Genomic DNA, 25,809 nt, shown 5'->3' on the forward strand with positions numbered 1-25,809 from the left:
GTGAGTGATAGTGACGTCCTGTACCCGGTTATTTCTATATAAAGAAAGTAATCATCAATTCATCTGGGTATTATGGATCAGGAGTTGTATCCATTGCTCTTCTCTGTAGGTGTACACATATTCTAAATAAACTGCCCTACTGTCACAAAAAAAGAGCCATCAAAATGTTTAATGGCATCTTCGAATGAGTAATGATACGAACCAAAATTAAAACTATAAATTTATATCACAGGTTACCATCTTATGAGCTAAAACTCACTTTTAGATGATTTAAACCTTTCTAAGTCATAGTATGGATTTGAAATATGATCTCCAACCTCCATAATCGTCTCTTTAATCTCGTTTAAAATTATCAAATCTATATTATCTTCTTTACTTATAGACTCTTTAATTTTAATAAAACAATTCTTCAAACCAAGGTTAACAACAATAGAGAGTATGATATCTACATCTTCGTAGTAATTAGTATTCCATAACTTCCTCATTAAGACATCTATCTCATTTCTAGTTTTATCCTCTAAAAGCTCATAAGTCATGATTTGTCGATCTGTTAATTCGGATAGGATTAACAAAAAAACTTTTTTATCAAGAATCTTATTTTCAAAATCTTTTAAAGCATTCCTGAACAAAGACAGTAAAACTTCTGTAGGTAACCTATCCGCTAATTTCTCAATATCTCCAATATTCATTTAATCATTTCCCTTGTCCTCTGTATGTATTTTCAGAATGACTTGTTTCCATTGCTACAGAATATACAAATCAAAATCAAACTCTGCGTTCAAATCATAGGCTATACCAATTGCCTTTTTCTCAATAGTAATCGCAGGGGTCTCATTATGCATAATCCTAATCGAGAAGCTAAACCGAAAATTCAAATTATGCTTCATTCTCAAGGTTTTCAACTTTTCTATATGTGGCTCCAAAAGATTGAGTATGTGATTCAATTGCTGATTGATATCAAAAGATTCCTGATAGTCCGTCTCCAAAAACCAACAGGTTTCCTTTCGATACAAATCTCTATCATCAATCTTTTCTCCTTTTATATAGGTTCCAGATGGTTCAATTCCAATCTGTTCTGTGATTAACTTCGGTTCGAAATGATCTCCTGTAATGATAAATTCAGCCATAATATTCGTTTTGTCCATATATGATCCTCCCAACTTTATTCATATATCAAAAACCTGAACTGCAAGAGTACTACCTTCTTTATTGATACATTTTATTATCATATTTGAACATCTTACTTATCTTTAAATTTAAATTAGCGAATTTTAAATGACCACATTTTGTCCCTCGACATATTCCCCCATGTAGTAAAAGCAACTGGTGAGTCTTCAGATATGTATTGGTTGAACAATAGACTTAAATTAAATGAATAGGAAGTCCCCAAGTATCCAAGTAAAAAGTAATGTCCGATTTATCTATTAAGAAGATTTCTTCCCCTACACCAGGTAATTCAACGGAGATATACATATTTCCACCCTCCTCAAACTTCTTAGTTATTGAGCCTGACAGAGGATCTCTTGTTAGTTCTTTATTAATTGAAACGATGTGTAGATACTTACCTTGATTTAGAGATTGGTAGCTTATTGCATCTCCTTCTTTTAAATTTGTGCATGACTGACTTTCGAACTGTTCTGTTTGAGTACTCTCTGTAGACTTTTGAGGGTTATTGACGGTAACTAAGCACACATTACCTTTTAGTTCAACAGATTTTACATGCCTGCTAGTTTCTACGGGAACCGGATCTTTCATCATAAAAAACACCAGAATGATTACTGTAATCAATAATAAACCTATAAATAATCCTTTTCTCAAATATGACCCTCCTTCTATTTAGCAACGTACCATTTACCCTCTTTCCATCTTGGCCCGGGATGCAGTTGCTTTCAGATTAAAGATGATCTGAGAGTTTGCTACCCCAAAATTGATAAAGCGAGCTGAAACCCGGACCTTGCAACTTATCCTTGCATATCCAACAGATAAGGTCTAACCCATCCAAAGGACGTAATATTCCATAAAACCGAATAATATCGGACATACCATTGAAGAATTATGGATCAGGCCATAGTTGTACCCATTTCGTTTCTCTGTAGGTGTAGACATATTCCTGTGGGTTATCCTCCAATTTGACGACTACAGGATACTGTGGCATTTTACTGCGACGAGCAGTGATGCTAATGATATCATGTTCATCCATACCCTTTTCAACGATTAAATACGTTCTTAAACCATCTTCAAGCTCCTTCATATCATTCTTATAGGAGCCATACCATGTGACTGAAGCTACAACTATTAGTGCAATTACAATCAATGCTCCCTTTAGAAATTTCATTTTATTCACCTCACTTTAGCCTGTAGTTTGTAATTCTATTAATATTCCCGCTTATTATCACCATCATTTGGTAACCACTATCTTTTCCGATTTTCCTTCCCAATCAATCTGAACTAGAAATTCATTCTCATCCAAAAACGGGGACATCCCTTCAGCTTTTCCTCTGATCACAGTATTAAAAGGAACTTCTCCTGTAGAATGAATATTTTCGCTCATAAATTTGGTTTTAACTTTTTCAATTAATGAAGGATTATCTCCTAAGTACCTAATTTCATATTCATAGCTTGCTACATCGCTATTACTTTGAACTGTACATGAGACACGCCAATTCTCACTCTCTCCTGTATATGAAGTGACTTTGTTTGAACAAGCGGATGCTGTCAATAGAAGAAGAAAAAGCAAAAAAAAGGATACTCTCTTCATAATAAATCCTCCTTTATAGTCAAGCTATAGTAAATAATAAATTAGCAAAATAAGAGATCATAACAAATTACATCTAAGGAAATTAGAGAATTAACATGAATTTCAAGAAGATTATGGTCGCCATTTTTGCAGTAACTCTCATCTTTTCAAATATCAATCCTGTTATGGCAACACAGGACGAACCAGACTTTGACACAAGCAAATATACTATTGTAAAAAAGACTGTCGCATTTGTATGACAATCTGCCAAAGTGATCTATAACACTCCGTTCAAGCCACCGAATAACCGCCCTAGAACATCAAAATATATGATGATGAAAGACATTATTATAGATATTGGTAGTATAATCAAAAATTTAAGTCTTTTCGTAGGAACAATAAATAATAAAATAATGACCATGATTAGATATATTCCCATAAGTATTGGGATCAAATAGTAATGAGTATGCTCGGGCAAGTAAGCATCGCGCAATTGATACCCTTCGGACAGTAGAGCTGTGATTGGAAGGGATAACACTAGACTAGGTACAGTTCCATTGCCTCGTGCATACCACATCACATAAGCACACATCGGAGATACTACTGCACACATCCCCCAAAAAATAATTTCTTTCATTGGAACGAAATGTAGAAAAAACACGGTGTATAGATAATAAACAGTTAGTAGCGACACAAAAAAGAAGAATACCTTAACTGCTGCTAGTTTAGGAGAATAACTAATAACCGATATGAGTGTGGCAACAAAAATCCAAATACCTAGACGCCCACCAATATCGTCAAATATGGGGTTAATCCCCTGAGCATCCACAAGCTTTGCCGCTAAACCTAAAATCACTCCGATCGTTATCGCACATACAATTGAAAAAACTTTTTGTTTAGTAGTGGATTGGTTTTCAGCTCTAATTTGACTTAACTCTTTATGTATTCCCACTTCAACCCTCCAACTTCCATAATTCCTATATTCTAACACAACCGATCCAGCCTGTAGAATCTGTTCGATCTGTTCCTCCGATAAATTTCATTGTTATTCTTCTAAAATGGTTCTATGTATCCACTCATAACCGACCCTGGTCCTTACCGAACAGAAATCCCCACTTTGTCGCATGGGTCCTTATATCTAAATCACTATATCCACTCGTCAATCTTCTATTACCTGAAGTTAGGTCGTTATTCTCATTATCTCAATGCGCCATTTTGCTATGATTATTATTACTTTGACCGTAAATCTATTCCACCAATATCATATCAGGCCATATTATTTTCAGATAACAACTAGGTGGGTTGATGAACTTATTTAATTTTATTTTAGAGAGAAAGGGTGTCTCATCCTATGTTTATTGTTCAATTACTGCTCGCTATCGCACTTCTGGGTAGCTCAGGTAGCTCAAATCATGCCACTTCTACACAACTAGAAATCAATCAAATACAGCCTATGGATGCTTCTTCTGGACAAGTCATGGAAACCGGTTTAGAACCTTTCCGGTCCGAACGCAATTATAATGGATGGGAGCCAGAACTAGATCAATTCGAGCAGGCCGCCAGCAGTCTTCAGAACAGGCTATTTGAAAGTGTTGTGTCACCGATCCTATCCAAACCTGGCGATACAGGAATATTTGATTATGGCGGGAATCTGAAATTACTAAAGTCTGTGCCTCTGAATACACGTTTTGAACGTGGCCCACTAACCATTCATATTGTTCATGCCCAATTATTAGAGGCTAGTGACATTCCTGAGGATTCACAGAAAAACATTTCCATTCTAAATCGAGAAGATATCGGTTCCAAGATCACTTATATTAATATTCTCTATACTGTTGAAAATACTACGGATCAGAATATCGGTTTTTACGGCTTAAACTCCATTCATCCAAACACGGGAAAGCCGATCTCCGCAGATCGCAATTTTATGAGAAAATCATATGTCTATAATCAGTATGATGGCGTAGTTATTGATAATACGAATTACGGTTTGGTATATACCGATGACCCTGATAAGTTGGAATCCATTGAACTTGTATTCAACAAAGTCTATGACTACGATACTGGAAAAACCATTGTAGAGCCCACTTTGTTGGAAATTCCTTTTGCTGTTCAAGAGTAGTGTAAACACAGCTCCATCGCACATTATGACAAAACTACTACTCTAAAAACCACCCTAATTCATTGAACTGCACCTCCAATTGGTAATTGTGTCTAACAATTGGGGTGCAGTTCATTCATTTGGAGTGGTTTTTTGTTTATATATCCATGGTATCCAATCGCTTTTCGTATGCAATGCTGCTACGTCCAACCGATTGCTGGAGACTCATTATTGATATGCCTGATCGAGGATCTAAATCATCTCAATTGAAGCTGACAAAAAATAACTTCAACATTATAATTGTTACATATTATCTAAAAGCAGTGATGACCAGGAGGACAAGATGCAATTTCAACCAGTGTATCATGATGGGGGACTATTTTTACCCAAAATCGAATTAAATATGGCATGTAACCAATCGATTGGCATTATAACAGACTTGAAGCGAAAACAGATTTTAATGAATCAACTGCAGGATCGTTCCCAATATTACATACTTCGAGCTCAACAAAACGAGTATACACAATTAACGGTGGAAGAATTAATCACTTTTCTAATCAACGTAACAGAGCGGAATGATCGTGCCACTATGTTATTGGATTATTTCGCTTTGAAAGAAGAACAGAAGGTAAAAATCAAGCATCTAAGCCCATCAAAAGAATGTATGTGACGTTGCTGCGCGTTTATTTTGCACATCAGCCTACACTGGTACTGGAGGAACCCTATTTTTATTTGGAAGAACAAGATCGTCGCCAGTTTAAACGGATTTTAGATGATCTTTCGAAACAAATACAGATTTTAATTTTAACTTCTAATTTAGAGGATGCTATGATTTCCTGTGATTCAATTTATCGTCTGAATGAATCCGGATTTCATCTATTGGATATTCGTGATTCAGAAGAGGATAAGCAATCAGTGCAGGAACAAGATCGAGCCAATATAACCTTGCAGAAGATTTATACGAAAAAAAATGACAAAGTGATTTTATTTAATCCGCCTGAAATTGATTACATAGAAAGTATGGATGGTTCAGTTCTTGTTCATGTAGGTGGAGAAAGTTTTATCTGTGCGCTGACGCTGACCGAGCTCGAGCAGAAATTGTTTAACTTCGGATTTTTTAGATGTCATCGATCCTATATTGTTAATCTACAGAAGGTAAGAGAGATTATTACATGGACGAAAAATAGCTACAGCTTGCGATTAAATACAGGACAAGATGCGATTGTTCCGTTATCTCGTTCAAAATTACAAGAATTAAAAACACATCTTAATATTTGATTTCCGGGGAAATATCGAATCTATCCAGCAATTAATGGTACCATTCAGCCGTTAACAGCTACATTTCGGCGGATTTCGATGGTTGGAGGCATGTAATCTTTATATGCTTAAGTCATCAACTCCAAGGAAGTGATATGCATGGATGTTATCCGAGTAGAACGTATTCGAAAGAGATTTGGAAATAAGAATGCATTATCAGAAGTATCTTTTTCAATTCCAAAAGGTGAAATTTTAGGTTTCCTGGGTCCAAGTGGTTCTGGAAAAACAACTTTAATTAAGATTTTAACTGCGCAATTAAATCCGACAAGTGGACAGGCAACTGTATTTAACCAGCCAGTGGCGATGATGCATCAGTCTGCACAGAAGATGCGCTTTGGTATTTTGTCAGATAACAGTGGTCTATATGAAAGATTATCGATAGATGAAAATCTGGAGTTGTATCGCCAATTATATGACCTTCCTAAAACTTCGATCGATACAGTATTGCAGTTTGTAAACTTAAGCGAAGAACGCAAAAAGAAAGTCATCCACTTATCGAAAGGGATGCGTCAGCGTGTTATGCTGGCATGCGCAATTATCCATGAGCCGGAATTATTATTTTTAGATGAACCTACTTCAGCTTTGGATCCGGTAAACTCCACACATATTTATAAAGGGCTACGCTACTTAAATGAGAAAGGGACAACAATTTTTCTAACGACACACGATATGTCAGAAGCGGAATTGTTATGTGACCGTGTAGCGATTTTGTATCAAGGAGAAATCCAAGCTATTGGCTCGCCTAAGGCGCTTAGAAAACAGCATCGGGAAAACGTCGTTTGTGTAGAATTGGTAAACGGGGAAACCTACGAGCTCCCGATGAATGAAGGAACGGCTGAGCAAATTGCCGATTGGATGAAGCGAGGCTTAATCGAGCGATTGGAATCGAAAGAGCCAAGTTTAGGCGATATCTTTATTAAAGTGACAGGAGGTGAACTGTTATGAGTATCTCGTTAAAACGTGCGAGAGCAATATTTGTAAAGGACTACAAAGAGTTTTCACGCAATTATGGCATTTCCATCATGTTGCTTGTTCCGATTCTATTCGCATTTCTTTTTCGCACTGCAGGCCCTTCTTTCCCTGGGGCAATAGGTTTTCTTCTAAATATTTCGTTTGTGCTCTTAACCTCTTTCGCACAAGCATGTTTGATCGCGGAAGAAAAGGAACGTAACACCTTACGATCATTAATGATGACTCCAGCCACAACGATGGATGTATTAGTTGGTAAAAGCACCTTAGTCTTTGTCATGTCTGCTATTGTTCTGGCTATTGCTACGTATATATTAGGCTATGAGCCACCTAGTATATGGGCATTTGCAATTGCAATCATTCTTTCAATAATTCTATACACAGCAGTAGGAACGATATGTGGTTTATTCTCTAAAACGGTCCTTGAAGCTTCATTAGCAATCATTCCTGCAGCAATGGTATTTTCTGCTCCTCCTGTTGCAACAATCTTGTTTGGAGATTTCCCGATTTTTAAAATGCTGGATTATACACCAAGCATTCAACTTGTGACTTTGCTAAATATACCCCATACAGGCTTTACAATTGGAGACCTCTTAAAACCTCTCCTCATTATTTTGATATGGACGGTTGTATTAACAATTGTGTCTGTTATTTTGTATCAACGGCGGTTAAAGGATGAGTAGCCACTCCTCGCCTACACAACCAAAATATAAAACAAACCCCGGTACACGTCTGCATTCAGCAGCGTACAGCCGAGGTTCACCATTACCATTTCAAATGTTACACTACCTATCTCAACTTAACTCATCTCGTAAAATCATGCTGCCCAATAGTCAGCAGCGTTGGCCTGCTCTTACTCCACACCGAAGTGGCGATCTTCGGATTGTAATAATAGAGCGCTCCGTTTGTCGGATCAGCGCCATTCAATGCCTTACGAGCAGCCCTGTAAGAAGTCTGGGTTGGCTTGGTATTAAACTGCCCATCATCTATAGCCGTGAATTGCCCTTTCTGGAAAATAACCTTCGAAATAGACGACGGGAATTCACTCGAATGTACCCGATTCAACACAACCGCTCCTACAGCGACTTGCCCTTCAAAAGACTCCCCGCGCGCTTCACCGTGGATCAGCTTCGCCAACTGGCGCAGCGTCTCGCCCTCGGCTTTGGCCTTTTTGTTCAGCCTATTCAGCGTCGCTGGACCAGCAACACCGTCTGCACTCAGTCCCTGCGCCTGCTGGAACTTGCGGACAGCACCTTTGGTGATGGTACCGTAATATCCAGTCATTCCGGCGTCAAAGTACCCCAGATCGCTTAATTGCTCCTGCAATTGCAGCACATGCTCGCTACGAACGCCCTGTTCCAACTTCTGTGCTCCCGCAGAAGGAGCTGCCACGGTCAAGCCCAGAGTCAATGCGCAGGCACCGAGAAGCATACTGACCCGCCCTGCTCTTTTGCCAGCCATGTTACCCTTCCCATGAGTGACTTTCCGACTGACAGTGATAGGTTCCATGTTGTCAGCAAACGTTAATGGATTCAGCCCCTCATTCGTGCTATCAACTGTAGTCCGTTCATTACTGTTCATATGGCTTCCCCCCTTCATCTCTGTCATCTCACTTACGCTATCTAATTCACTTATCATATTCTTTTCATTGATTTCATTCGGTTGATCCATTCCAATATTATTCTTCATCATTCCATTAACCTCCACTTTTCTGAATCCAGATCCCACATCTTCCCCCTGAATCCTCACGGTTGGACATCCCGAGTGTCATTATAGGATATAGAAAAAATGAAGTCTATCGGACCGATGACGCAGTGAAAAAACGACACCGAACATAACAAAAAGAGGCATGAGCCCATGGTCACACCATGGTCATACCCCTTCTTCTATCAACCTTACAACGCTTGTCAAACCCGGCATTTTCGTAGGCTGGCAGACCCGTACAAAAGTTGCGTTGTATTTATTGACAATTACTCAGCAAGTTCCTGACCCTTCGTTTCCCGGCCCCAGAACAGTACAGCTGCTGCGCCAATGAGGATTGTCACGAAGAAAATCGTGAAAATTAGGCTGATTGCCACTTCGCGTTGAACCAGCATACCGACCATTAATGGAGCCAGTACGCCACCGATTCGGCCAACCGATGTGGCAAGGCCAACACCTGTCGAACGAACGGAAGTCGGATACAATTCTGGGCTGTAGGCGTACAGACCACCCCAGGCTCCCAGATTGAAGAAGGAAAGACAGATTCCTGCGGTCAGGATCGTAGCTTCCGTTGTAGCCAATCCAAACGCAATCGCACTGAATGCAGTCAAGGTAAGATACACAACCAGTACGAACTTGCGACCGTAACGTTCAATAAAGTACGCAGCGGTGAAGTAACCTGGCAACTGTGCAATCGTCATGATTAGCACGTATTGGAAGCTTTTAACCAACGTGAATCCTTTTGCCATCACAACCGAAGGTAGCCACAGAAACATTCCATAATAAGAGAAAATGACGGTAAACCACAAAATCCAGAGCATCAACGTTGTACGGCGATGTGGTGCTGACCAGACGGTAGCCACTTTCTCGCGGAACGTGATTTTATGAAGCTTGGTATGATTCTTGTACCGCGGCGGGTCCTGAATGGCACGACGCAGATACAGTGCATAGAACGCCGGAAGCGCTCCAATGGCAAAGGCAATTCTCCATCCGTACTCCGGGATAACAAAGTTGGCAATGAGTGCTGATACAATCCAGCCCCCTGCCCAGAAACTTTCCAATAATACAACGGCACGTCCCCGTTCCGCTGTAGGCATCGACTCCGATACCAGTGTAGATGCCACTGGCAACTCTCCGCCAAGTCCGATACCAGCAACCAGGCGCAGTGCACACAATACGGCGAATCCGGTCGCCAGTGCAGACAGACCGCTTGCAATCGTAAAGATTAACAAGGTCCACATCAGAATGGCCTTCCGTCCAAAACGGTCCGCAAGTGCACCTGCAAGCAAAGCACCTAATGCCATACCGATGGAGTTAATACTCGTAAGCACACCGACTTGTCCGGGACTGAGACTCCATTCCTTGGCAAGTGCAGCCACGATAAAGGAGATCATACCAACTTCCATCGCATCAAACAGCCAGCTCATGCCGGCACTGAACAGCAGCTTGCGCTGCTTGGGATTCCGCAATACTTCCAGTTTGCTCATCACTTATAGCTCCCTTGATCTCTATGTAGTCATTCTGACACTAAATCATTATTATGCAGAATGCTCCAGAAATCAATGCAAAATAAGCTTTTCCTTCCGATTTCTGCGATACCTCACCCCTTGAGTGAACCCGCTGTCAGACCTGCAACAAAGTAACGCTGGAGCAGAAGGAACAGCACGATCATCGGAATGGCCGTTACCAGCACACCTGTAAGCATCATCGGGTAGTTCGTCACGTATTCCCCGCGGAACTGCATAAGTGCGAGCGGTAAAGTGAGCTTGGACTTACTGCTGAGCATCAGCATCGGAATAAGCAAGTCATTCCAGACCATGACGAGCAGGAACGTAGCCGTTGCCGCCAGCGAAGGTGCAGCCAGTGGCAGTGCAATCCGCGTATAGAGTCTCCATTCACTTGCTCCATCCATACTGCCCGCTTCCAGAATCTCCGAATTGAGCATGCGCATGAAACCTGTCAGCATAAATACTGAGACAGGCATCAGCATAGCCGCGGATACGACAATCAGGCCCGTGAGACTGTCCGACCAGCCGAGGGTACGCGTAAGGGAATAGATCGGTAGCATACTCACCTGGGATGGAACGATCAACCCTGCTACGAACAGAGCAAATACAATTTTGCCTACACTTCCGCCCCAGCGGACAATGGCGTAAGCAATCATGCTACTCAGCAATAACTCAATGGCAACCGTACCAAGCGTCACGACCAGACTGTTTCCGAAATATTGCCACATCGGCTGATTGCGGAACATGCCAGTGATGTTATCCCACGTAAACGGGTCCGGCCAGCTGAATGGACTGGTGAAGAAGTTGCTGCTTGTTTTGAACGAGGATACAAATACAAAGTACAGCGGCACCAGAATCAGCAGCGCGTACACCAATAAGATCAGGCGATTGAACCATTTTAAAAACATGTGAACTCCCTTCTGCCTCGATTGCAGGATGAATGCTCCAACATCAACCTCAATAACTTACCCGGTCGGCACGCAGTGCCTTGAACTGCAACAGCGTCAAGAGCGCGAGCAACACCAGGAAGATCATGGAACCGGCAGAAGCCAGACCAAATGAATAGCTGCCAAAGGCGGTATGATAGATATATGTTGTCAAAATTTCAGTTGCGTAGTTCGGCCCTCCGTCCGTCATTGTGAAAATGAGGTCAAATGCCTTGAACGACTGAATCGTCGTATAGGCCACAACAATCGTTGCCGAAGGTGCCAGCAGTGGCCAGGTCACGGTACGAAATACCTGCCATTTGCTGCCGCCATCCATGCGAGCCGCTTCATACAGTTCTGCCGGAATACCTTGCAGACCTGCGATGAATACAATCATCATCTGTCCGGCATGGGCCCATACCTGTACCGCAGCGATGGAATAGATGGCGATTTTGGGATCTCCAATCCAGTTACGAGCAATGCTGCTCATCCCAGCTTCATTCAGTCCATAGTTGATTAGTCCGATAGATGGATCATACATAAATGCCCAAATCAGTCCAACCGATACGGAGGACAGAATCGCAGGCAGGAAATACAATGCCCGAAGCACAATGCGTATCTTGGTATTGCGTACCAGGAGCAGCGCCAAGACAAGGGATATAAAGGTTTGTGCAATAACAACTGTTAACATGAACTCCACGTTGTTGCCAAAGGCTTTGCGGAATACGATGCTGCTGAGACTGTCCTTGTAATTATCCAGCCCTACAAATGCATACGACGGGGATACCCCATCCCAGTCCGTAAAGGAATAGAACAGCCCCGTCAATGTAGGAAATACGAACAATCCAACGTACAGCAGCAACCCGGGGATCAGAAATAGGGATAGCTGAAGACGGTTTTTCATCGTTTATTTCCCGATATGCTGATCAATGATCGCTTGTGCCTGCTGTGTTGCTTCTTCTGGAGAAGTGCCGCTCAGTACAGACTGGATGGAGTTGGTTACTGCTTTTTGATTATCTCCGTTCAGGATGGTGAACCGTGGCTGGAACACGGTCTTTTTGGTTGCCCATTCTCCGGCTACCTGAAGCTCAGGCGTATCGTACTTCACATCATTCACCGTTACATTCTGTCCCGTTTGGTTGGCATAGTTACTCGCTACATCGGGATTGCTAAGGAATTCGAGGAACTTCTTCGCTTCTTCCGGATGTTTAGACTTGCTGTTCACGGCTAGCATGAATGTGGTCGTATGCACCCCTTCATACTTCGCTTGATCGGCACTTACTGTAATCGGTGCAAGCAGTTTTTGCTCCAGGTTCGGATTCTGCTGCTTGTTCTGAGCCAATTGATACGATCCACTTGCCAGCATCGCTGCTTTCTCTTGGATAAACAGTGCTCCAGCCGCAGGGTCCTTCGTACCCAGTGCATCTTGCTGGAAGTAACCTTTATCGTTCAGTTCCTTGATTTGAGTCAACGTTTTCACCCAAAACTCATCCGTCAGTTTGGCTTCGCCCGCTTCTACTTTGGTAAAAATGTCGTCACTCGGTGCATTGTTCATCACCATTGTATTCATGAATTGCCCTGGGCCAATGTCCGCTCCGGCAAAGGCAATCGGAATGATGCCATTGTCTTTCAGCTTCTGGCAAAGGGCCAGGAAACCTTCCCAATCGGTCGGCGGCGTCAAGCCGTATTGTTCAAACAGTTTTACACTATAAATTGGATCGTTATATACGAGTTGATACGGGATCGCATATTGCTTGCCATCGTGCTGTCCTGATTCAATCAGCTTTGAATTGTAGGCCGACAGAAACGATGATCCGGTCAGGTCCGTGAACAAGCCGGCTTTGGTGAAAGCTTCGAACTGTGCACCCGGGAAGGAGGCAAATACATCTCCTACCGAACCGTCACTGATTTTGGATTGTACGGTGGACTGATATTGATCGGAAGGCAGCGTCTGCATCTCCACTTTAATGTTCGGATTTGCTGTCTCAAAAGCGTCAATGGTTTTGTTCAGTGCTTCCACATCTTCTCCACGCCAGTGCATGAAGCTGATCGTAACTTTACCTGAACCCGAGGAGCCGTTCTCTCCAGATGACGCGTTATCTCCACCGCCGCAAGCTGACAGCAGGATGGACATCACCAGCATACTGACAAGCGGCAGGATCAATTTTTTATTTTTTTTCATGAAAGACGACCTCCTGAGGATGCTTGATATTTTAACTAAAGAATGTTTATACTGACCACTCCGATGACAGAATAACCTTCCGATCGCTGTTATCCCCAGATTTATTTGATTCCTTTTTATAAAAGGAAAAATCCGGGGATAAAGGCGAACGCTTCGCTTCTTCACGTTATTTCTGTCCTCTCCGTTTTCGTATAAAAAGATTAGTTAAACTTACTTAGTTAGTAGTAACTGAGTGTTGCTTCTGTCTTGTTTTCCATTTCTCGCGAATGATCGGCATCACGGTACGTCCGAAGATTTCGGCCTCTTCCAGATGCGGGTAACCGGACAGAATGAAAGTCGTAACGCCCAGATCTCCATATTCCATCAAACGCTCTGCCACCTGTTCGGCTGTACCTACAATGAGTATCGCACCGCCGGAACGCACAACGGACAAGCCTGTCCACAGGTTAGGACCTACGACAAACTGCTGCTTCTCGGACAGTTCACGTAACTCGTTCTGTCTGCGTTGGTTGGTTGCATCCGTCTCGGCAAAAGCGGCTTTGGCTTTCTCGATCGCTTCTGGTGGTACTTTGCTAATAATCTCCCAAGCTGCTGCCCATGCTTCTTCTTCGGTATCCCGAATGAGTACCTGAGCACGCATGCCGTAACGGAGCTGACGATCTTGTCCCGTTTCCTCTTTCACCTGCTGACGAATGACCTCAATCTCTTCGATCTGCTCCTGAATCCAGTCATGAGGCTCGCCCCACATGAGGAACGTATCCGCATGTTCAACAGCGACCTTTTTCGCAATCGGAGAACTTCCTCCCAGATAGAATGGTGGATGCGGATTTTGCACCGTCTCCGGCATGCCTACCGGTCCTTTGAAATTATAATACTGGCCGTTGAATTCAGGATTGGGATCGCTGGGTGCGTCTGCACCAGATTTTGAATCACTTCCTGCAAACTCCGTCAGATTCAGTCCCGTCGATTGGGTCCATGAACGCTTCATGACCTCCATGTACTCGCTCGCTCGTACATACCGTTCATCATGCGCATGTGCCAGTGGATCGCCGAGCTCCTCCAGATCTCGAACAGAACTGCCTGTCACCACATTGATCATGGCGCGACCACCAGAGAGCTGATCCAGTGCGGCTCCCATTCGTGCAGCGAGTACGGGGGTAACCAATCCCGGGCGAATGGCGACAAGGGGACGCAATGTCTTCGTGTGACTCATCACAGCCGAGCCAACCACCCACGCGTCCAGACAGGCTCCCCCTGTCGGAATCAGTACAAATTCGAATCCTGCCTTCTCCGCCGTCTGTGCCACATCGACCAGATACTCCAGACTCGGTTCCCGCTCCGGGGCAACCCCTACATACTTACCATCCCCTGCTGTAGGCAAAAACCATCCAAACTTCATCTCTTCCTGTTCGCTCACAAAAGTCAATCCCTTCTATGATAAATTGCTCTAAAAATGTTTCACTCAAGCACTTCGGTTACAGAAAACCTTTCGAGCACTCTTGTCCCCAGATTTCTTCTCATTCCCCTTTCACGGGGAAATCCGGTGACAAAGGCGCACGCTTCGCTTCTTCAGGTCCTTTCTGTACCCTCCGTTGTCGTGTCATTCTTTAAAATGATTTATTAGGCATATCCAAACTCAAATGCCGATTAATTAACTTGGTTTAATAGGTATGGACATCATAACAATTGATTTGTCTATGATCAATGTCATTTCGCGGCAATTTTATTTTGTCATTTTGTGGTCTTTTCTCAGATTTAGGTCTTCCTGATCTTGAATATATATAAAACCCACCTGTATAATAGGTTTAAATACATGTTCAAAAAGTCTGGTTTTTAGTACCGAGAAGATGGAATGAAGCTAGAAATGGAGTAGCGGAGCGTAGGAAAACTACGTGAGCAACCACAATGTTTCCAAAGGAAACATATTTCGTAAGCCTCCTGCTTATTTCGGCTGAATTTCAGCTTCGATGTTGATGATGCCACTAGGCATGATTCGTAATCAAAAGTGGACTTTTTGAACTACATCTATAAGTGAAACTTTTAGAATGTACAAACGATACTTATACAATAAAGAGGTGTTCCTGATGACCGAGAGCATGAAGGAGGACCACCATGAGTTTTTGGAACTTATTTTCTTCACTCCATCTGAATTCGAGAAAGCTGGTGGCGCCTGGCCGATCCGCATCGGCCGTAATATAGCCAAGACCAACTATCATATTGGCCCGCGTACCACACCTTATTATTATTTGCTGTTTGTGCTGGAGGGGGAAGGTACATTCATACAGAACGGACAGTGTCACGCCCTTCGTCCCAGGGATGCGTTCTGTCTGTTTCCACATGTTACCCATGAGTACTGGACGGACCCCGAGGATACGTTGCAGAAAATATTTATTGCCTTTGATGGTGCACATGCAGCCGAACTGCTTTCCCGAATTGGACTTACACCCGACTCACCATACCGTTCAGGTGTACTTACCCCGGAGACTGCAAGTGCCATGCGCTCATTCATGGAGGATGTTCGCAAACCGCAGGACGGAGCGAGTGATCTGGGACGACTCACCCGGTTTCTAACTCTATTCGACCGGATTGCCCGCTCCCCCGGAACCAAAGGATTGCAACCGGATTCAGCTACACCTTGGCTCCAGAAAGGCAAGGAATACATGGACATTCATTTTGCAGGCGGCATCTCCGTGGAAGGTGTGTCCGCTCATGCGGGTGTGGATCGAACCCATTTTGCCAAACAGTTCCGCAAAGCCTATGGTCTGTCCCCTGTGCAATATATCCAGCAATTGAAAATGACCCAAGCCAAACGTCTACTCGTGCAGACGCCGCTAAGCTTAACTGAAGTGGCTCATTCGGTAGGTTACCCGGACTTGTTCTCCTTCTCTAAAGCGTTCAAAAAGCAAGTTGGTCTGCCGCCCAATCGCTATCGCACAGCGGAGAGCACGAAAGAATGAGGGAGCGACTTTCCCTCCTCAGCCTATACTCCATGCCTCATGCACCACGCCTTGTGTGCTGTGTGTAAGATGTTCCCTCTACCAAAGTACAACGGACTCCTGAGTTTCATATTCTGCACATCATAGTGCTGCCAAACCCATTACGAAATCCACCACCAAAAAGGCAAGCCCCATCTACCCGGGACTTGCCTTCTTTCTATACTATAGTCTTGACTACACGTACTACCTGAAACTAGAAACTTTTTTACGTTGACCTAACGCTATTCCTTCTTTTCATCCTTGCGCGCAAGCGGAATACCGTTCTCCTTGGCATACCATGCTTCATAATGATGCACAGCCACACCTGCAAAAGAAGAATGAGAGGTACCGAGATCAAACACCTTTGCCATCTCTTCATTCATATTGCTAACCGGTTTACGGAAAAAGGTCAGGTGATCCCCCTCGTGTGTATCCGCGAGTTCCGCTCCGATCCAGACTTTCTTGCCGAGATCATCCGCTTCGTCCAGTTCTTCCTTGGACAGATCATACATCTGCTGCCCACTATCCCGGTAAGCCATAATGGCCACCGCATCAAAGTGGGAGATCATCCAGCGACTGAATGTACCCTCACCTTCAGCCGACTGACGGGCATCAAGCCAGAACGGAATGGCAGCGCTCATGTACAGTCCGGCATCCTCGCCGGCTTTTGTCCAGGCCTTCATGTTGTTCTGCCACTCTGCAATGACGCTGCTCTCCTCGTTCTCCCAGCGCTTTAACTGATACGGCTCCACATCCAGTTGAATACCTTGGAAGCGTTCATTCTTGGCCGAAGCTGCATTGTATGCTCGTACTCGCTCGATAAAAGCAAGTCCTTCATCCCGCTTCTCCTCGTAGGCCCAGTCTGCATGACCGTTAAGTCCATGCACTTCAATCTCAGCCTGTCGGGCAGCCGCAATGAATTTGCGGTATGTTGCGTCAGGCAACTCATCCTGGATTTGCAGGAAGATGGTATCCACGCCCTGTTCTTTGGAGAAAGCAATAATCTCAGGTGTCTGCTCTGCAATAATGGACGCGTCCCACAGCCAGGTCGCTTTGTGTTCCTCTGCCGAGAACCATTTGAACATCCAGGACAGAAGCAGCAGGCACAACACCACAGCCAGAATAGCCCATTTCGCCATACCCACCAGTTTGCCCCGTTGCCTCATATATTTCCTCAGACGAGCAACGCTTCACTTGGTTCAAGCACAGGATGCTGTACCGAGTGACCAATCTTGTAGATATGCGGATGTGTGTACGAACGGAACGCATTACGTGTATCCAGAATCGGCACACCCATCTCGGCAATATCAAAGTAAGGCAAATCGCTGTGGTTGGTGATCAGCACGATGCAATCGTACTTCTTGAACTGCTCCAGATTGAACGCTTCGCTGTGTACGGTCTCGCCATGTTTGTCCTGGAAGGAATCCGCATGTGGATCGTAGTAGCTAACGTTAGCTCCACTTTCCTTGAACAGTTCATATACTTCCAGTCCTGGTGATTCACGCAGGTCGGCAATATTTGGTTTATACGACATACCGAGGAGCAGAATATTGGATTTACGTACGGATTTAGCGTATTCGTTCAGAATCGTTGACGTTTTGTTTAGCACATAATATGGCATGTTGTCATTGGTGGATTGCGCCAGCTCAATGAATTTGCTATAGAAACGGAAGCCTTTGGCCTTCCATGACAGGTACATCGGATCAAGTGGAATGCAGTGTCCACCGATGCCTGGGCCTGGATAGAATGGCATGAAACCAAATGGTTTCGTCGCCGCCGCGTCAATAACTTCCCAGATATCGATGCCCATGCGGTCACACATCATCGCCATTTCATTTACAAAGGCAATGTTCACACTGCGGAATGTGTTCTCCAGCAGTTTGGACATCTCGGCCACTTTTGGTGAGGATACCGGTACTACGGTTTCTACATATTTTCCATATAGCGCTGTTCCGAGCTTCAAGCAAGCTTCAGTCGTGCCCCCGATTACTTTCGGCGTATTAAATGTTGTGAAACGTCCGTTCGACGGGTCCACACGCTCAGGCGAGAAGCAGAGGAAATAGTCTTTACCTGCTTCTTGTCCGATCTTGTCCAGCTGCTGCTGGATCAGTTCTTCGGTTGTACCTGGATAAGTGGTACTTTCCAGCGTAATCAGCATGCCTGGTTTCATATGCAGTTTGATCTGATCTACAACAGTCTCGATGTAAGACGTATCCGGGTCCTGATTCTCACTAAGCGGTGTTGGTACGCAGATACTGAGTGCGTCGATCACGCGTAGCATACTGTAATCTGTCGTTGGCTGGAAACGACCGCTTTGCATTACTTTTTTCAACTCATCGGACGAAATATCGTGAATATAGGAATCTCCTTGATAGATACTGTCTACTTTGGACGCATCCAGATCAATTCCGATTACCGTGAAACCTTGATTGACCATTTCCACGGCAAGTGGAAGTCCTACGTAACCGAGCCCGACGACGCCGAGTACAGCTTCTTTATTTTCAATCGCATTCAGTAATGTGTGGAATTGTTGATTCTCCATGATATTCCCTCCGGGCAGTGTATTTGGTGGTGCTTAAAATCCATATAAATAGATGAGTGTCTGTGCTCTAAATGTTGCTCTAATCTATCTGATTCATAGTGTAAAAAAAGCTCTTACTTTGCACTTCACACAATCAGCTTATTCAAGCCGTCTTCTAATGCAGGCAGCGTCTGATTCGGGCATCCAGCTCTACAGGCGAGAACGGTTTGGTCATGTAATCATCGACTCCGCTGCGGAAGCATTGACTAATCGTCTGCTCGACACGTTGCTCGGTCAACACGACAATTTTGGGCGGCTGCTCCATCTCCAGATTCTGAATATGATGGATGAACGGCAGACCATCGATGCCATACAGATTCAGTTCGGTGAGCACCAGATCTGGTGTGACTTTCTCGATCAACTCCAGTGCAGCCAGTCCATCAACGGCTTCATAGGTTTCGTATCCCTGCATCTTCAACCGCAATTGCAGGAATTCGCGTACCGTCGGATCGTTGTCCACAATCAAAATTCGTTCCGGCTCGTCCGCCGTATTGTCCAGCGTGTAGATATGAATCTCCGACGAATCTACGAGCTTCGAGGACTCAGCCATATGCTGAATAGTTGCCTTCGAAGGGCGCTCCCCTTCCGGGAAACTGGCCAGTGTAATCTGTGGATCGGCACCGGGTACAGTCTCTTGCAACTCATGTTTGATCCGAAGTCCTTCATAATGAACTTCATCCAGTGACAAACCTGGCAACAGGACGGCAATCGCTTGGGTAGCCCCATCCTTCCACACCTGGAAGGCAGACTCACTCGTTTGTTCCAGATGTGTCCTGACCTGCTGCTCAGGTTGAGAGTTTCCTGCACAATGGATGAACATTAAGCCGCATGTTTCGGCACCCGTTTCCTTCAATCCCTGTTCTACACTTCGGTACACATTAACGGCAGCCTCACGCTGCAATGTCGCCGTATTTGGCATGTTCTTTTCCACCCTTCTCCTCGATTATCTATAAGTCCAAAAAATATTATTTACACTGACACTCCGATGACAGAACAGCCTTTCGATCACTGTTATCCCCAGATTTTTTGATTCCTTTATACAAGGGGAAATCCGGGGATAAAGGTATGCTTTCGATGCAGCTTTCTTTCAGAAAGCTTTTAGGTGCACGCTTCGCTTCTTCAGACTTTTTCTGCCCTCTCCGTTATCGTGTAAATGTCTAGTTGGACATATAATTGCTTTGATTATTCTTTAATCAAGCGGCTTCGCTTGTTTTCTTCTCATCCTCGGACCAGCTTTGACGTGTCATGGTACCCCATGAGTTGTTGTTTTGCATGAACTGCACATGACCCTGCAATCTCCACAGTACGCCGAGCTGGTGGTAACCCACGAATTTCAGCGCGGAGTAGACGAGCATTTTGACCAGATCGGAGAGTTTGTTGTAACGTTTGAAAGCAATCTCCTCCAGGACAAGTGCGCCTACACTCAGCAGATAACCACTCACAAAGTTCAGCAGTCCGAACAGAACCAGAATCGGCCATTGCGTCATATCCAGAAGGACATATCCAGCGAGAGCCAGAAGTCCGGTAATCCGGAAATACGGGTTGAGCGCTTCAAAAAGGACGTTATATGGCATGGTCACCATACCCATAACCTTATATTTTGGATTGAACAACATGCCACGATTCTCGATCATGTTCTTCAGATTCCCGCGGCCCCAGCGCTTACGCTGACTGGACAAGATCCGGTAGGAATCCGGTGCCTGCGTCCAACATACGGCCTCAGGACAGAAGGCAATGCGGTACTTCAATTTGTTTTCCAGCATGTAACGGTGAAGTTTGATGATGATGTTCATGTCTTCCCCAGGATAACCATCCCGGTATCCACCCACGGCGATTACAGCGTCCTTACGGAACATGCCGAAGGCACCGGAGACAATGATTAGCCCGTTCATGTGACTCCAGCCAATCCGTCCGCCCAGGAAGGCTTTGAGATATTCAATCGACTGGAACATGGGCCAGATCTTGCGTGGCAGCGATACATCTTGCACTGCCCCGTTTTCAATTTTGCAGCCATTGGCGATCCTTACATCTCCACCGATGGCTACCGTCTCTTCCGGATTCTCCATATACATGCGTGCCATGCGGATCAGGGCATCCTTCTCCAGCAACGAATCGGCATCGATGGAAGAGATCAACGGATAATGGGACAGGTTGATCCCGGCATTGAGGGAATCGGCCTTACCGCCGTTTTCCTTATCAATGACATACAGATCCGGGAACTCCGGGTTATGGTAGATCCCACGAATTTTCTGACAGGCGATCTTGCCCCGAATCTTCGTATTGGGTACTGGCTTCAGACGATATTCTTCCAAAAGGATATTCAGTGTCGCATCACTGGAGCCATCATTCACAACAATGACTTCATACGTTGGATAATTCAGCGTCATCAGGCAGTTTACATTTTCAATAATCGTCAGTTCCTCGTTGTATGCCGGTACCAGCAGAGAAACCGAAGGTACCAGTTCCGAGCCTGACAATGTATTGTATTTGGAATAATGCGACCGCCGGAAGATCGTCCAGATGTTACGGAACGATAAGGCCAGAATGGAAAAATAGAGCGTATTTACAAAAACAACATAGTAGATTGCGACCATGCCGTAGATTAATAGTAGATCCCTAAGCAGTGTAATCCCCTCCTACCGTAGCGACACCTGTGCGCTTCTTGCTGGTTCTGTTCTCTCGTACAGGGCCAAAATAGCGATCGTACAGCAGTCTTTTTTTGTTATGTGCAATCATCTGCTCTACAGCTCTGTCATCGGTTCTCGTGTGCTGCATGGTACTCTCAATCTGCTGCATCGCAATCTCGCGCTCAGCAACTGTACCTTGCACCGCAGCCTGACACAGCGCTTCGAATCCCGGTTCACCGAGCTTGCTCAGACTCTCCGCACTGTTATATCGAACTCTCCAGTCTTCATCCCGAAGCGCTTTGCGCAGCAATGGAATGCTGCCAGATGCATGCTTGTAACCAAGCGCTTGTACCACTTCGGCGCGAACTTCCGGATCGGGGTCCTGGATCAGCTTCAGGATTGTCTCATCCCGGAGTGCCGGACTTGCGCTAAGATACAGCTTCACCGCCTCGGCACGTACATCCTGATGTTCTGCGCCTACCAGTCTGTCGAGTGCAGGCATCACTTCAGGTACAGCCTGTCCCCACATGGCAACCAGTCCGACTTTGACAAAATCAGGATTCCGGTCTTCCAGCAATTCAATTAGAATTCTGCTCGTATCCAGACTCGTTTCGAGCAGAATATCTGCTGCCAGATGGTGAATGGACTTACCTTTGGTTAACAGCAAAGCGAGCATGTCTTTCAGTTCACCTTGCCGAGTCGTACATCTGGAGATGGATCGACCAATCATAATGGCCATCGGGCCCGGTTTCTCATCCTTCAGCAATTCCATCAAACCCGGAACGGCTTCGGGACAACGCATGCCACCCAAGCGATAAGCCGCATCAATCTGACGACCATAACGCAGACGGCCCAGTTCCTTCAGATCATGCTCTACGAATCCTGCTTCACGACACAGTGCGATTAATTTGTCGCGATACTCACCCTTGAACTGGTCGATCCATTCAATCAGTCTGTCCTGAATGACTCTGCGTTCCAGCGGAGCCAGTTTGCCTGGTGGCAATCTGAGTGGACTATTCTCAGTCAAGGCTGTTTGCAGATAGGTGAAATAGTCACGCTGCTTCAATTCATAAAACGCCGTCTTACGTCGTTTGCCATTGTGGGACATTTTCATGGCAAACAATACGATGACGCCTACAACAACAAGTGCGATACAGATGTACAAAAACAGATAGGCCAAAGCCAAACTTGGAAACATGTGAAAAGGTCCTCCTTTATACTCATTTATTCGATCTGAAAACTAGGAATTTTTTCATAACTCTTCTTCATTTTTTCGTAGCTTAGCTTCAGGCGTTCACTATACTGCACCTGCTCCCAAGGCTGCCAGCTATATACCGGCAATGTCTTCAGATCCAGGGTCGTCTGTTCACCCCCAGGCCAAGATACTTTCTTCGTGGCGCGGTCCGTTAACCACGGAATGAGGGTAACGCCTTCCACAGCAACTGTGGAGAACTCACGTCCATTCTTGAGCGGTCCATAGTCAATCGCTTGCAGCGAACTCGGATCACCGAACCCAAGCAGCATCCAGGGAATTCGCATCTCCACTTGATTGCCGTTATACTGCCATGCCGTTAATGAATCCGTATCTGACTGACCGGGAGCTGTCGTTCCCCGTTTCAATGTTCCGACCTTTTCATTCATGAACGGTTGAGCAGATCGGGTATCCGGCGGTGTCATCCTCAGGCTAACTGCCAGATTCCATGGGTGGAACGGATCTGTGGAGTCTGACTGCTGATCTGGCAGCATGTCGTATCCATCCTTGCCATACAGACGCTGATTAAAGTCATAATCCTTGGCGATCTCCACCTGAGATTCTTCATCCTGCCCCAGTGTAATCACCGTCTCAAGACCATCACTGAGCGTCCGGCCCGGGAGTAACTTGTCAGGCTGACTGCCTCCAGCAAGTGTATCGGTCCCAATTCGCAGCACTGTCTTAGCCGAGTCAAACGGTTGATCCAAGGTCAGCCCAATATACAGATAGGCTTCATCATGGGTCATCTTCATTTCCTGAATGCCGTCCACTTGGCCCTGCCAGGTCGTGACCTCTTCATCCTTCAGATCATCCCAGTCATCCAGTGATCCGTCGATGGTCAACTGTTCCTGTTTACCCGGGTCCATGGCAAGCAGACCAAACATCTTCTCGTTTGTCAGCACGTTCAACCAATATGCACGGCGATCAGCCGGGATTTCCAGTGGCATCGTGTTCCATGTTTTTTTGAACCATTCATCCTGCCACATGAACACAATTGCTCCCGAGTATCCTTCATCATAGATATCCTGCGTCAGTGACGCGTCGATATCTCCCTGCTCTACTTCGTTATGTCCACCCTGATTCCGTCCTCCCATACCCAGATGGGAAATACCAAGAGAAGAGGGTACGCCATACTCCGTAATCATTACAGGCATATCGGAAAACTCGGCTTTCAGCTTGCGCAGATAACTTTTGTACGTGTTGTACTCACCGTTCTCATCCTTGATCGTTTGGAGTGTTTTATCGATATGGAACAGATCCGGGTAATACGGGTACACATGGTAGGCTGCAAAATAACCTCCCTGCCACGCCTCCGGCTGAATATGTCGGGCATCCACACTGACGAGATCCTCTTCATACAGTGGCTCGCCGGGATGATCCAGCACATCGGTGGTTACCCAGTTGGTGAAGGTCATCGGATGTTCCCATCCATACTTCTTCTCCAGGACCGCCGTATGATCCAGCAGCTCTGCGAGCCAGTTCTCGAACGGTGACGCTTCTGGACTCGCCGAGAAATGAACTCCCTTGTACTGCGGCACGTCCGCATGTTTTGCGTTTGTGTTGTCTACCATCGCCGGGTCCCATTCCGTCCCTACATGCCAGGCCATCAGGTATTTTCCTGCATTCGTTTTGTATTTGCCGCTGGACTCTCCCTGCTTGGCAGGAATGTCCGCATCGCCATAGACAGCAGATACGGCCTTTTCAATCTCCTGTTTGAACGTCTGCTCAATATGAACCGCATAGGCATCCTGCTTCTCAATTAACTCTTCTTCAGGTGACCATATGCCCTGTATAAAATATAACGGTTGCTCCCGGCCGCGGTTATATTCGACCAATGCGGAGTAGAAAATCGGTTCGTGAACCGTGTATACCCGAATTACATTGGCTCCCAGATCCTCGATCTGCTGGAACCACCGCAAGTAATCCTCTTTGGTCAGCGGGAATTCTCCCGGGTAATGCCCCGGTGAAGTTGCGCCCAGGTTGACACCTTTGACGAACATCTCCCTCCACGTTCCATCTGGCCCGTATTCCATGAACCGGTCTCCATCGGTCTTGAATTTCATCTCCGTGCCGTTCTCCGCTGTGTACGTAACGAGCTTGGGTTGCATATAGTGCCACCCGGCAAATATCCCGCCAGTCACCACCACTGCTCCTGTCAACACCGTTAATAACCAGCGTCTTCGTCTTTGTCTGCTCATGTCTTTAGATTGCTCACCTCTCTATTATGCATCCTGCTTCAACACCGAATGGTCCAACATGAAGCATAGGAATCATTCCGCTTCGGATGTCCGCTTGGTAGAGATGTCAGCGGTGTAGTTCTCACTATAGCGCTAAGACTCTGCATTTGTAACTAGGCTGATGGAAGCAAACATGAAATGGAACATTCTGCCCATGATTCGTAAAAAGGTCCATCAACTACCACTCGGAAGCCTCTGGGATACCTCTGATTCCCAAACACTAATATTTGCTCGAATTGCATGGATTAGATGCCTGCTGATCTTGCACTTCTGGAACCTTTATTGTTATGTGCAACGCGGGTACAGGCATCATTTTCCGTTTGAACACATACCCCATTAAACGCGAGTCATATGTTAAAGTTGCGGACCTTTTTACAGTATTAACCATAAAGATTACAAAATTGATACTATAGTCCGATAACGCATCAGCGATATTCCGCGTCACATCAAGGTTTTCTGAAAAATGCAGAAAATCAAAAAAGGACGTCAGTCCCCCTCTATAGGACTGTGCCCATTTATAACCCTTTTACAAAAACCTAAATGAACGCCCGGTCATCACCCAGAGGTCACAGATCTCTCACATTAAATGTAAAAAAGCACATCTTATTTCCTAATTTCAGCCTCTAATATAGCTAATCCATAATTGTGTCCAATTTGCAAAATAATTCCGGTTGCCGCATTTCGAATTGTCAGATA

24 protein-coding genes are annotated in these 25,809 nt (G+C 45.0%); 6 read left to right on the forward strand and 18 right to left on the reverse strand.

Features of this window, described 5'->3' with window-relative positions:
- Window positions 1–248 precede the first annotated feature (248 nt).
- The 6 genes from MKZ13_RS20380 to MKZ13_RS20405 all read right to left on the reverse strand — a co-directional run bounded on the left by MKZ13_RS20380 (window position 249) and on the right by MKZ13_RS20405 (window position 3,689).
- Window positions 249–689, reverse strand: coding sequence for a hypothetical protein (locus tag MKZ13_RS20380; RefSeq protein WP_339177741.1), 441 nt, complete (start codon window positions 687–689; stop codon window positions 249–251).
- Window positions 690–743: 54 nt separating this feature from the next.
- Complete coding sequence (locus tag MKZ13_RS20385) at window positions 744–1,145, reverse strand: DUF4279 domain-containing protein (protein WP_339177743.1); 402 nt, start codon at window positions 1,143–1,145, stop codon at window positions 744–746.
- Window positions 1,146–1,362: 217 nt separating this feature from the next.
- Window positions 1,363–1,818 (reverse strand): hypothetical protein, encoded by a 456-nt coding sequence (locus MKZ13_RS20390; protein ID WP_339177745.1) that lies wholly within the window; start codon window positions 1,816–1,818, stop codon window positions 1,363–1,365.
- Window positions 1,819–2,053: 235 nt separating this feature from the next.
- Window positions 2,054–2,335 carry a hypothetical protein gene (locus MKZ13_RS20395; protein WP_339177747.1) on the reverse strand — a complete coding sequence of 94 codons (282 nt, stop codon included), beginning with the start codon at window positions 2,333–2,335 and terminating at the stop codon, window positions 2,054–2,056.
- 63 nt (window positions 2,336–2,398) lie between these two features.
- Window positions 2,399–2,758: a hypothetical protein gene (locus tag MKZ13_RS20400; protein ID WP_339177750.1), complete on the reverse strand. Its 360-nt coding sequence runs from the start codon at window positions 2,756–2,758 to the stop codon at window positions 2,399–2,401.
- A gap of 256 nt (window positions 2,759–3,014) precedes the next feature.
- Window positions 3,015–3,689 (reverse strand): hypothetical protein, encoded by a 675-nt coding sequence (locus MKZ13_RS20405; RefSeq protein ID WP_339177752.1) that lies wholly within the window; start codon window positions 3,687–3,689, stop codon window positions 3,015–3,017.
- Between the two features lie 399 nt (window positions 3,690–4,088).
- Here MKZ13_RS20405 and MKZ13_RS20410 point away from each other — a divergent pair, with 399 nt between their 5' ends.
- The 5 genes from MKZ13_RS20410 to MKZ13_RS20430 all read left to right on the forward strand — a co-directional run bounded on the left by MKZ13_RS20410 (window position 4,089) and on the right by MKZ13_RS20430 (window position 7,807).
- The gene (locus tag MKZ13_RS20410) at window positions 4,089–4,859 is read left to right on the forward strand and encodes a hypothetical protein (protein ID WP_339177754.1); all 771 of its coding nucleotides are present in this window, start codon (window positions 4,089–4,091) and stop codon (window positions 4,857–4,859) included.
- Between the two features lie 322 nt (window positions 4,860–5,181).
- Complete coding sequence (locus MKZ13_RS20415) at window positions 5,182–5,508, forward strand: hypothetical protein (RefSeq protein ID WP_339177756.1); 327 nt, start codon at window positions 5,182–5,184, stop codon at window positions 5,506–5,508.
- Window positions 5,499–6,116, forward strand: coding sequence for a LytTR family transcriptional regulator DNA-binding domain-containing protein (locus MKZ13_RS20420; protein ID WP_339177759.1), 618 nt, complete (start codon window positions 5,499–5,501; stop codon window positions 6,114–6,116). Before MKZ13_RS20415 ends, MKZ13_RS20420 begins: the two co-directional genes overlap by 10 nt.
- Window positions 6,117–6,254: 138 nt before the next feature.
- Window positions 6,255–7,100, forward strand: a complete 846-nt coding sequence (locus MKZ13_RS20425; protein WP_339177761.1) for an ABC transporter ATP-binding protein — start codon at window positions 6,255–6,257, stop codon at window positions 7,098–7,100.
- Entirely contained in the window at window positions 7,097–7,807 is a 711-nt protein-coding gene (locus MKZ13_RS20430; RefSeq protein WP_282320831.1) for an ABC transporter permease, read from the forward strand. Before MKZ13_RS20425 ends, MKZ13_RS20430 begins: the two co-directional genes overlap by 4 nt.
- Before the next feature lie 121 nt (window positions 7,808–7,928).
- Here MKZ13_RS20430 and MKZ13_RS20435 read toward each other — a convergent pair whose 3' ends face one another.
- From MKZ13_RS20435 to MKZ13_RS20460, 6 genes are all read right to left on the reverse strand, one after another.
- Window positions 7,929–8,816: a cell wall hydrolase gene (locus MKZ13_RS20435; protein ID WP_235431594.1), complete on the reverse strand. Its 888-nt coding sequence runs from the start codon at window positions 8,814–8,816 to the stop codon at window positions 7,929–7,931.
- A gap of 278 nt (window positions 8,817–9,094) precedes the next feature.
- Window positions 9,095–10,312 (reverse strand): MFS transporter, encoded by a 1,218-nt coding sequence (locus tag MKZ13_RS20440; protein ID WP_036614537.1) that lies wholly within the window; start codon window positions 10,310–10,312, stop codon window positions 9,095–9,097.
- Window positions 10,313–10,425: 113 nt separating this feature from the next.
- A complete protein-coding gene (locus tag MKZ13_RS20445; protein WP_017687488.1) occupies window positions 10,426–11,241 on the reverse strand; it encodes a carbohydrate ABC transporter permease in 816 nt (271 codons plus the stop codon).
- A 49-nt stretch (window positions 11,242–11,290) separates the two neighbouring features.
- Window positions 11,291–12,163, reverse strand: coding sequence for a sugar ABC transporter permease (locus MKZ13_RS20450; RefSeq protein WP_339177766.1), 873 nt, complete (start codon window positions 12,161–12,163; stop codon window positions 11,291–11,293).
- Window positions 12,164–12,166: 3 nt separating this feature from the next.
- Window positions 12,167–13,441 (reverse strand): extracellular solute-binding protein, encoded by a 1,275-nt coding sequence (locus tag MKZ13_RS20455; protein WP_339177769.1) that lies wholly within the window; start codon window positions 13,439–13,441, stop codon window positions 12,167–12,169.
- Window positions 13,442–13,655: 214 nt separating this feature from the next.
- Entirely contained in the window at window positions 13,656–14,858 is a 1,203-nt protein-coding gene (locus MKZ13_RS20460) for an LLM class flavin-dependent oxidoreductase (protein ID WP_339177772.1), read from the reverse strand.
- A 667-nt stretch (window positions 14,859–15,525) separates the two neighbouring features.
- On the opposite strand from MKZ13_RS20460, the gene MKZ13_RS20465 reads away from it, so the two are divergent.
- A complete protein-coding gene (locus MKZ13_RS20465; RefSeq protein ID WP_339177775.1) occupies window positions 15,526–16,398 on the forward strand; it encodes an AraC family transcriptional regulator in 873 nt (290 codons plus the stop codon).
- A 260-nt stretch (window positions 16,399–16,658) separates the two neighbouring features.
- Here MKZ13_RS20465 and MKZ13_RS20470 read toward each other — a convergent pair whose 3' ends face one another.
- From MKZ13_RS20470 to MKZ13_RS20495, 6 genes are all read right to left on the reverse strand, one after another.
- A complete protein-coding gene (locus tag MKZ13_RS20470; protein WP_339177777.1) occupies window positions 16,659–17,555 on the reverse strand; it encodes a hypothetical protein in 897 nt (298 codons plus the stop codon).
- Between the two features lie 35 nt (window positions 17,556–17,590).
- Window positions 17,591–18,958, reverse strand: coding sequence for a nucleotide sugar dehydrogenase (locus tag MKZ13_RS20475; RefSeq protein WP_339177779.1), 1,368 nt, complete (start codon window positions 18,956–18,958; stop codon window positions 17,591–17,593).
- 154 nt (window positions 18,959–19,112) lie between these two features.
- A complete protein-coding gene (locus tag MKZ13_RS20480) occupies window positions 19,113–19,916 on the reverse strand; it encodes a response regulator (protein WP_036674925.1) in 804 nt (267 codons plus the stop codon).
- A 274-nt stretch (window positions 19,917–20,190) separates the two neighbouring features.
- Complete coding sequence (locus MKZ13_RS20485; protein WP_174806433.1) at window positions 20,191–21,591, reverse strand: glycosyltransferase; 1,401 nt, start codon at window positions 21,589–21,591, stop codon at window positions 20,191–20,193.
- Between the two features lie 22 nt (window positions 21,592–21,613).
- Window positions 21,614–22,822, reverse strand: a complete 1,209-nt coding sequence (locus MKZ13_RS20490; RefSeq protein ID WP_036614555.1) for a HEAT repeat domain-containing protein — start codon at window positions 22,820–22,822, stop codon at window positions 21,614–21,616.
- A gap of 26 nt (window positions 22,823–22,848) precedes the next feature.
- The gene (locus tag MKZ13_RS20495; RefSeq protein ID WP_339177783.1) at window positions 22,849–25,074 is read right to left on the reverse strand and encodes a hypothetical protein; all 2,226 of its coding nucleotides are present in this window, start codon (window positions 25,072–25,074) and stop codon (window positions 22,849–22,851) included.
- Window positions 25,075–25,809 lie beyond the last annotated feature (735 nt).

The sequence above is a fragment of the Paenibacillus sp. FSL R5-0701 genome, assembly GCF_037973995.1.
In the GTDB taxonomy this organism is placed as follows: domain Bacteria; phylum Bacillota; class Bacilli; order Paenibacillales; family Paenibacillaceae; genus Paenibacillus.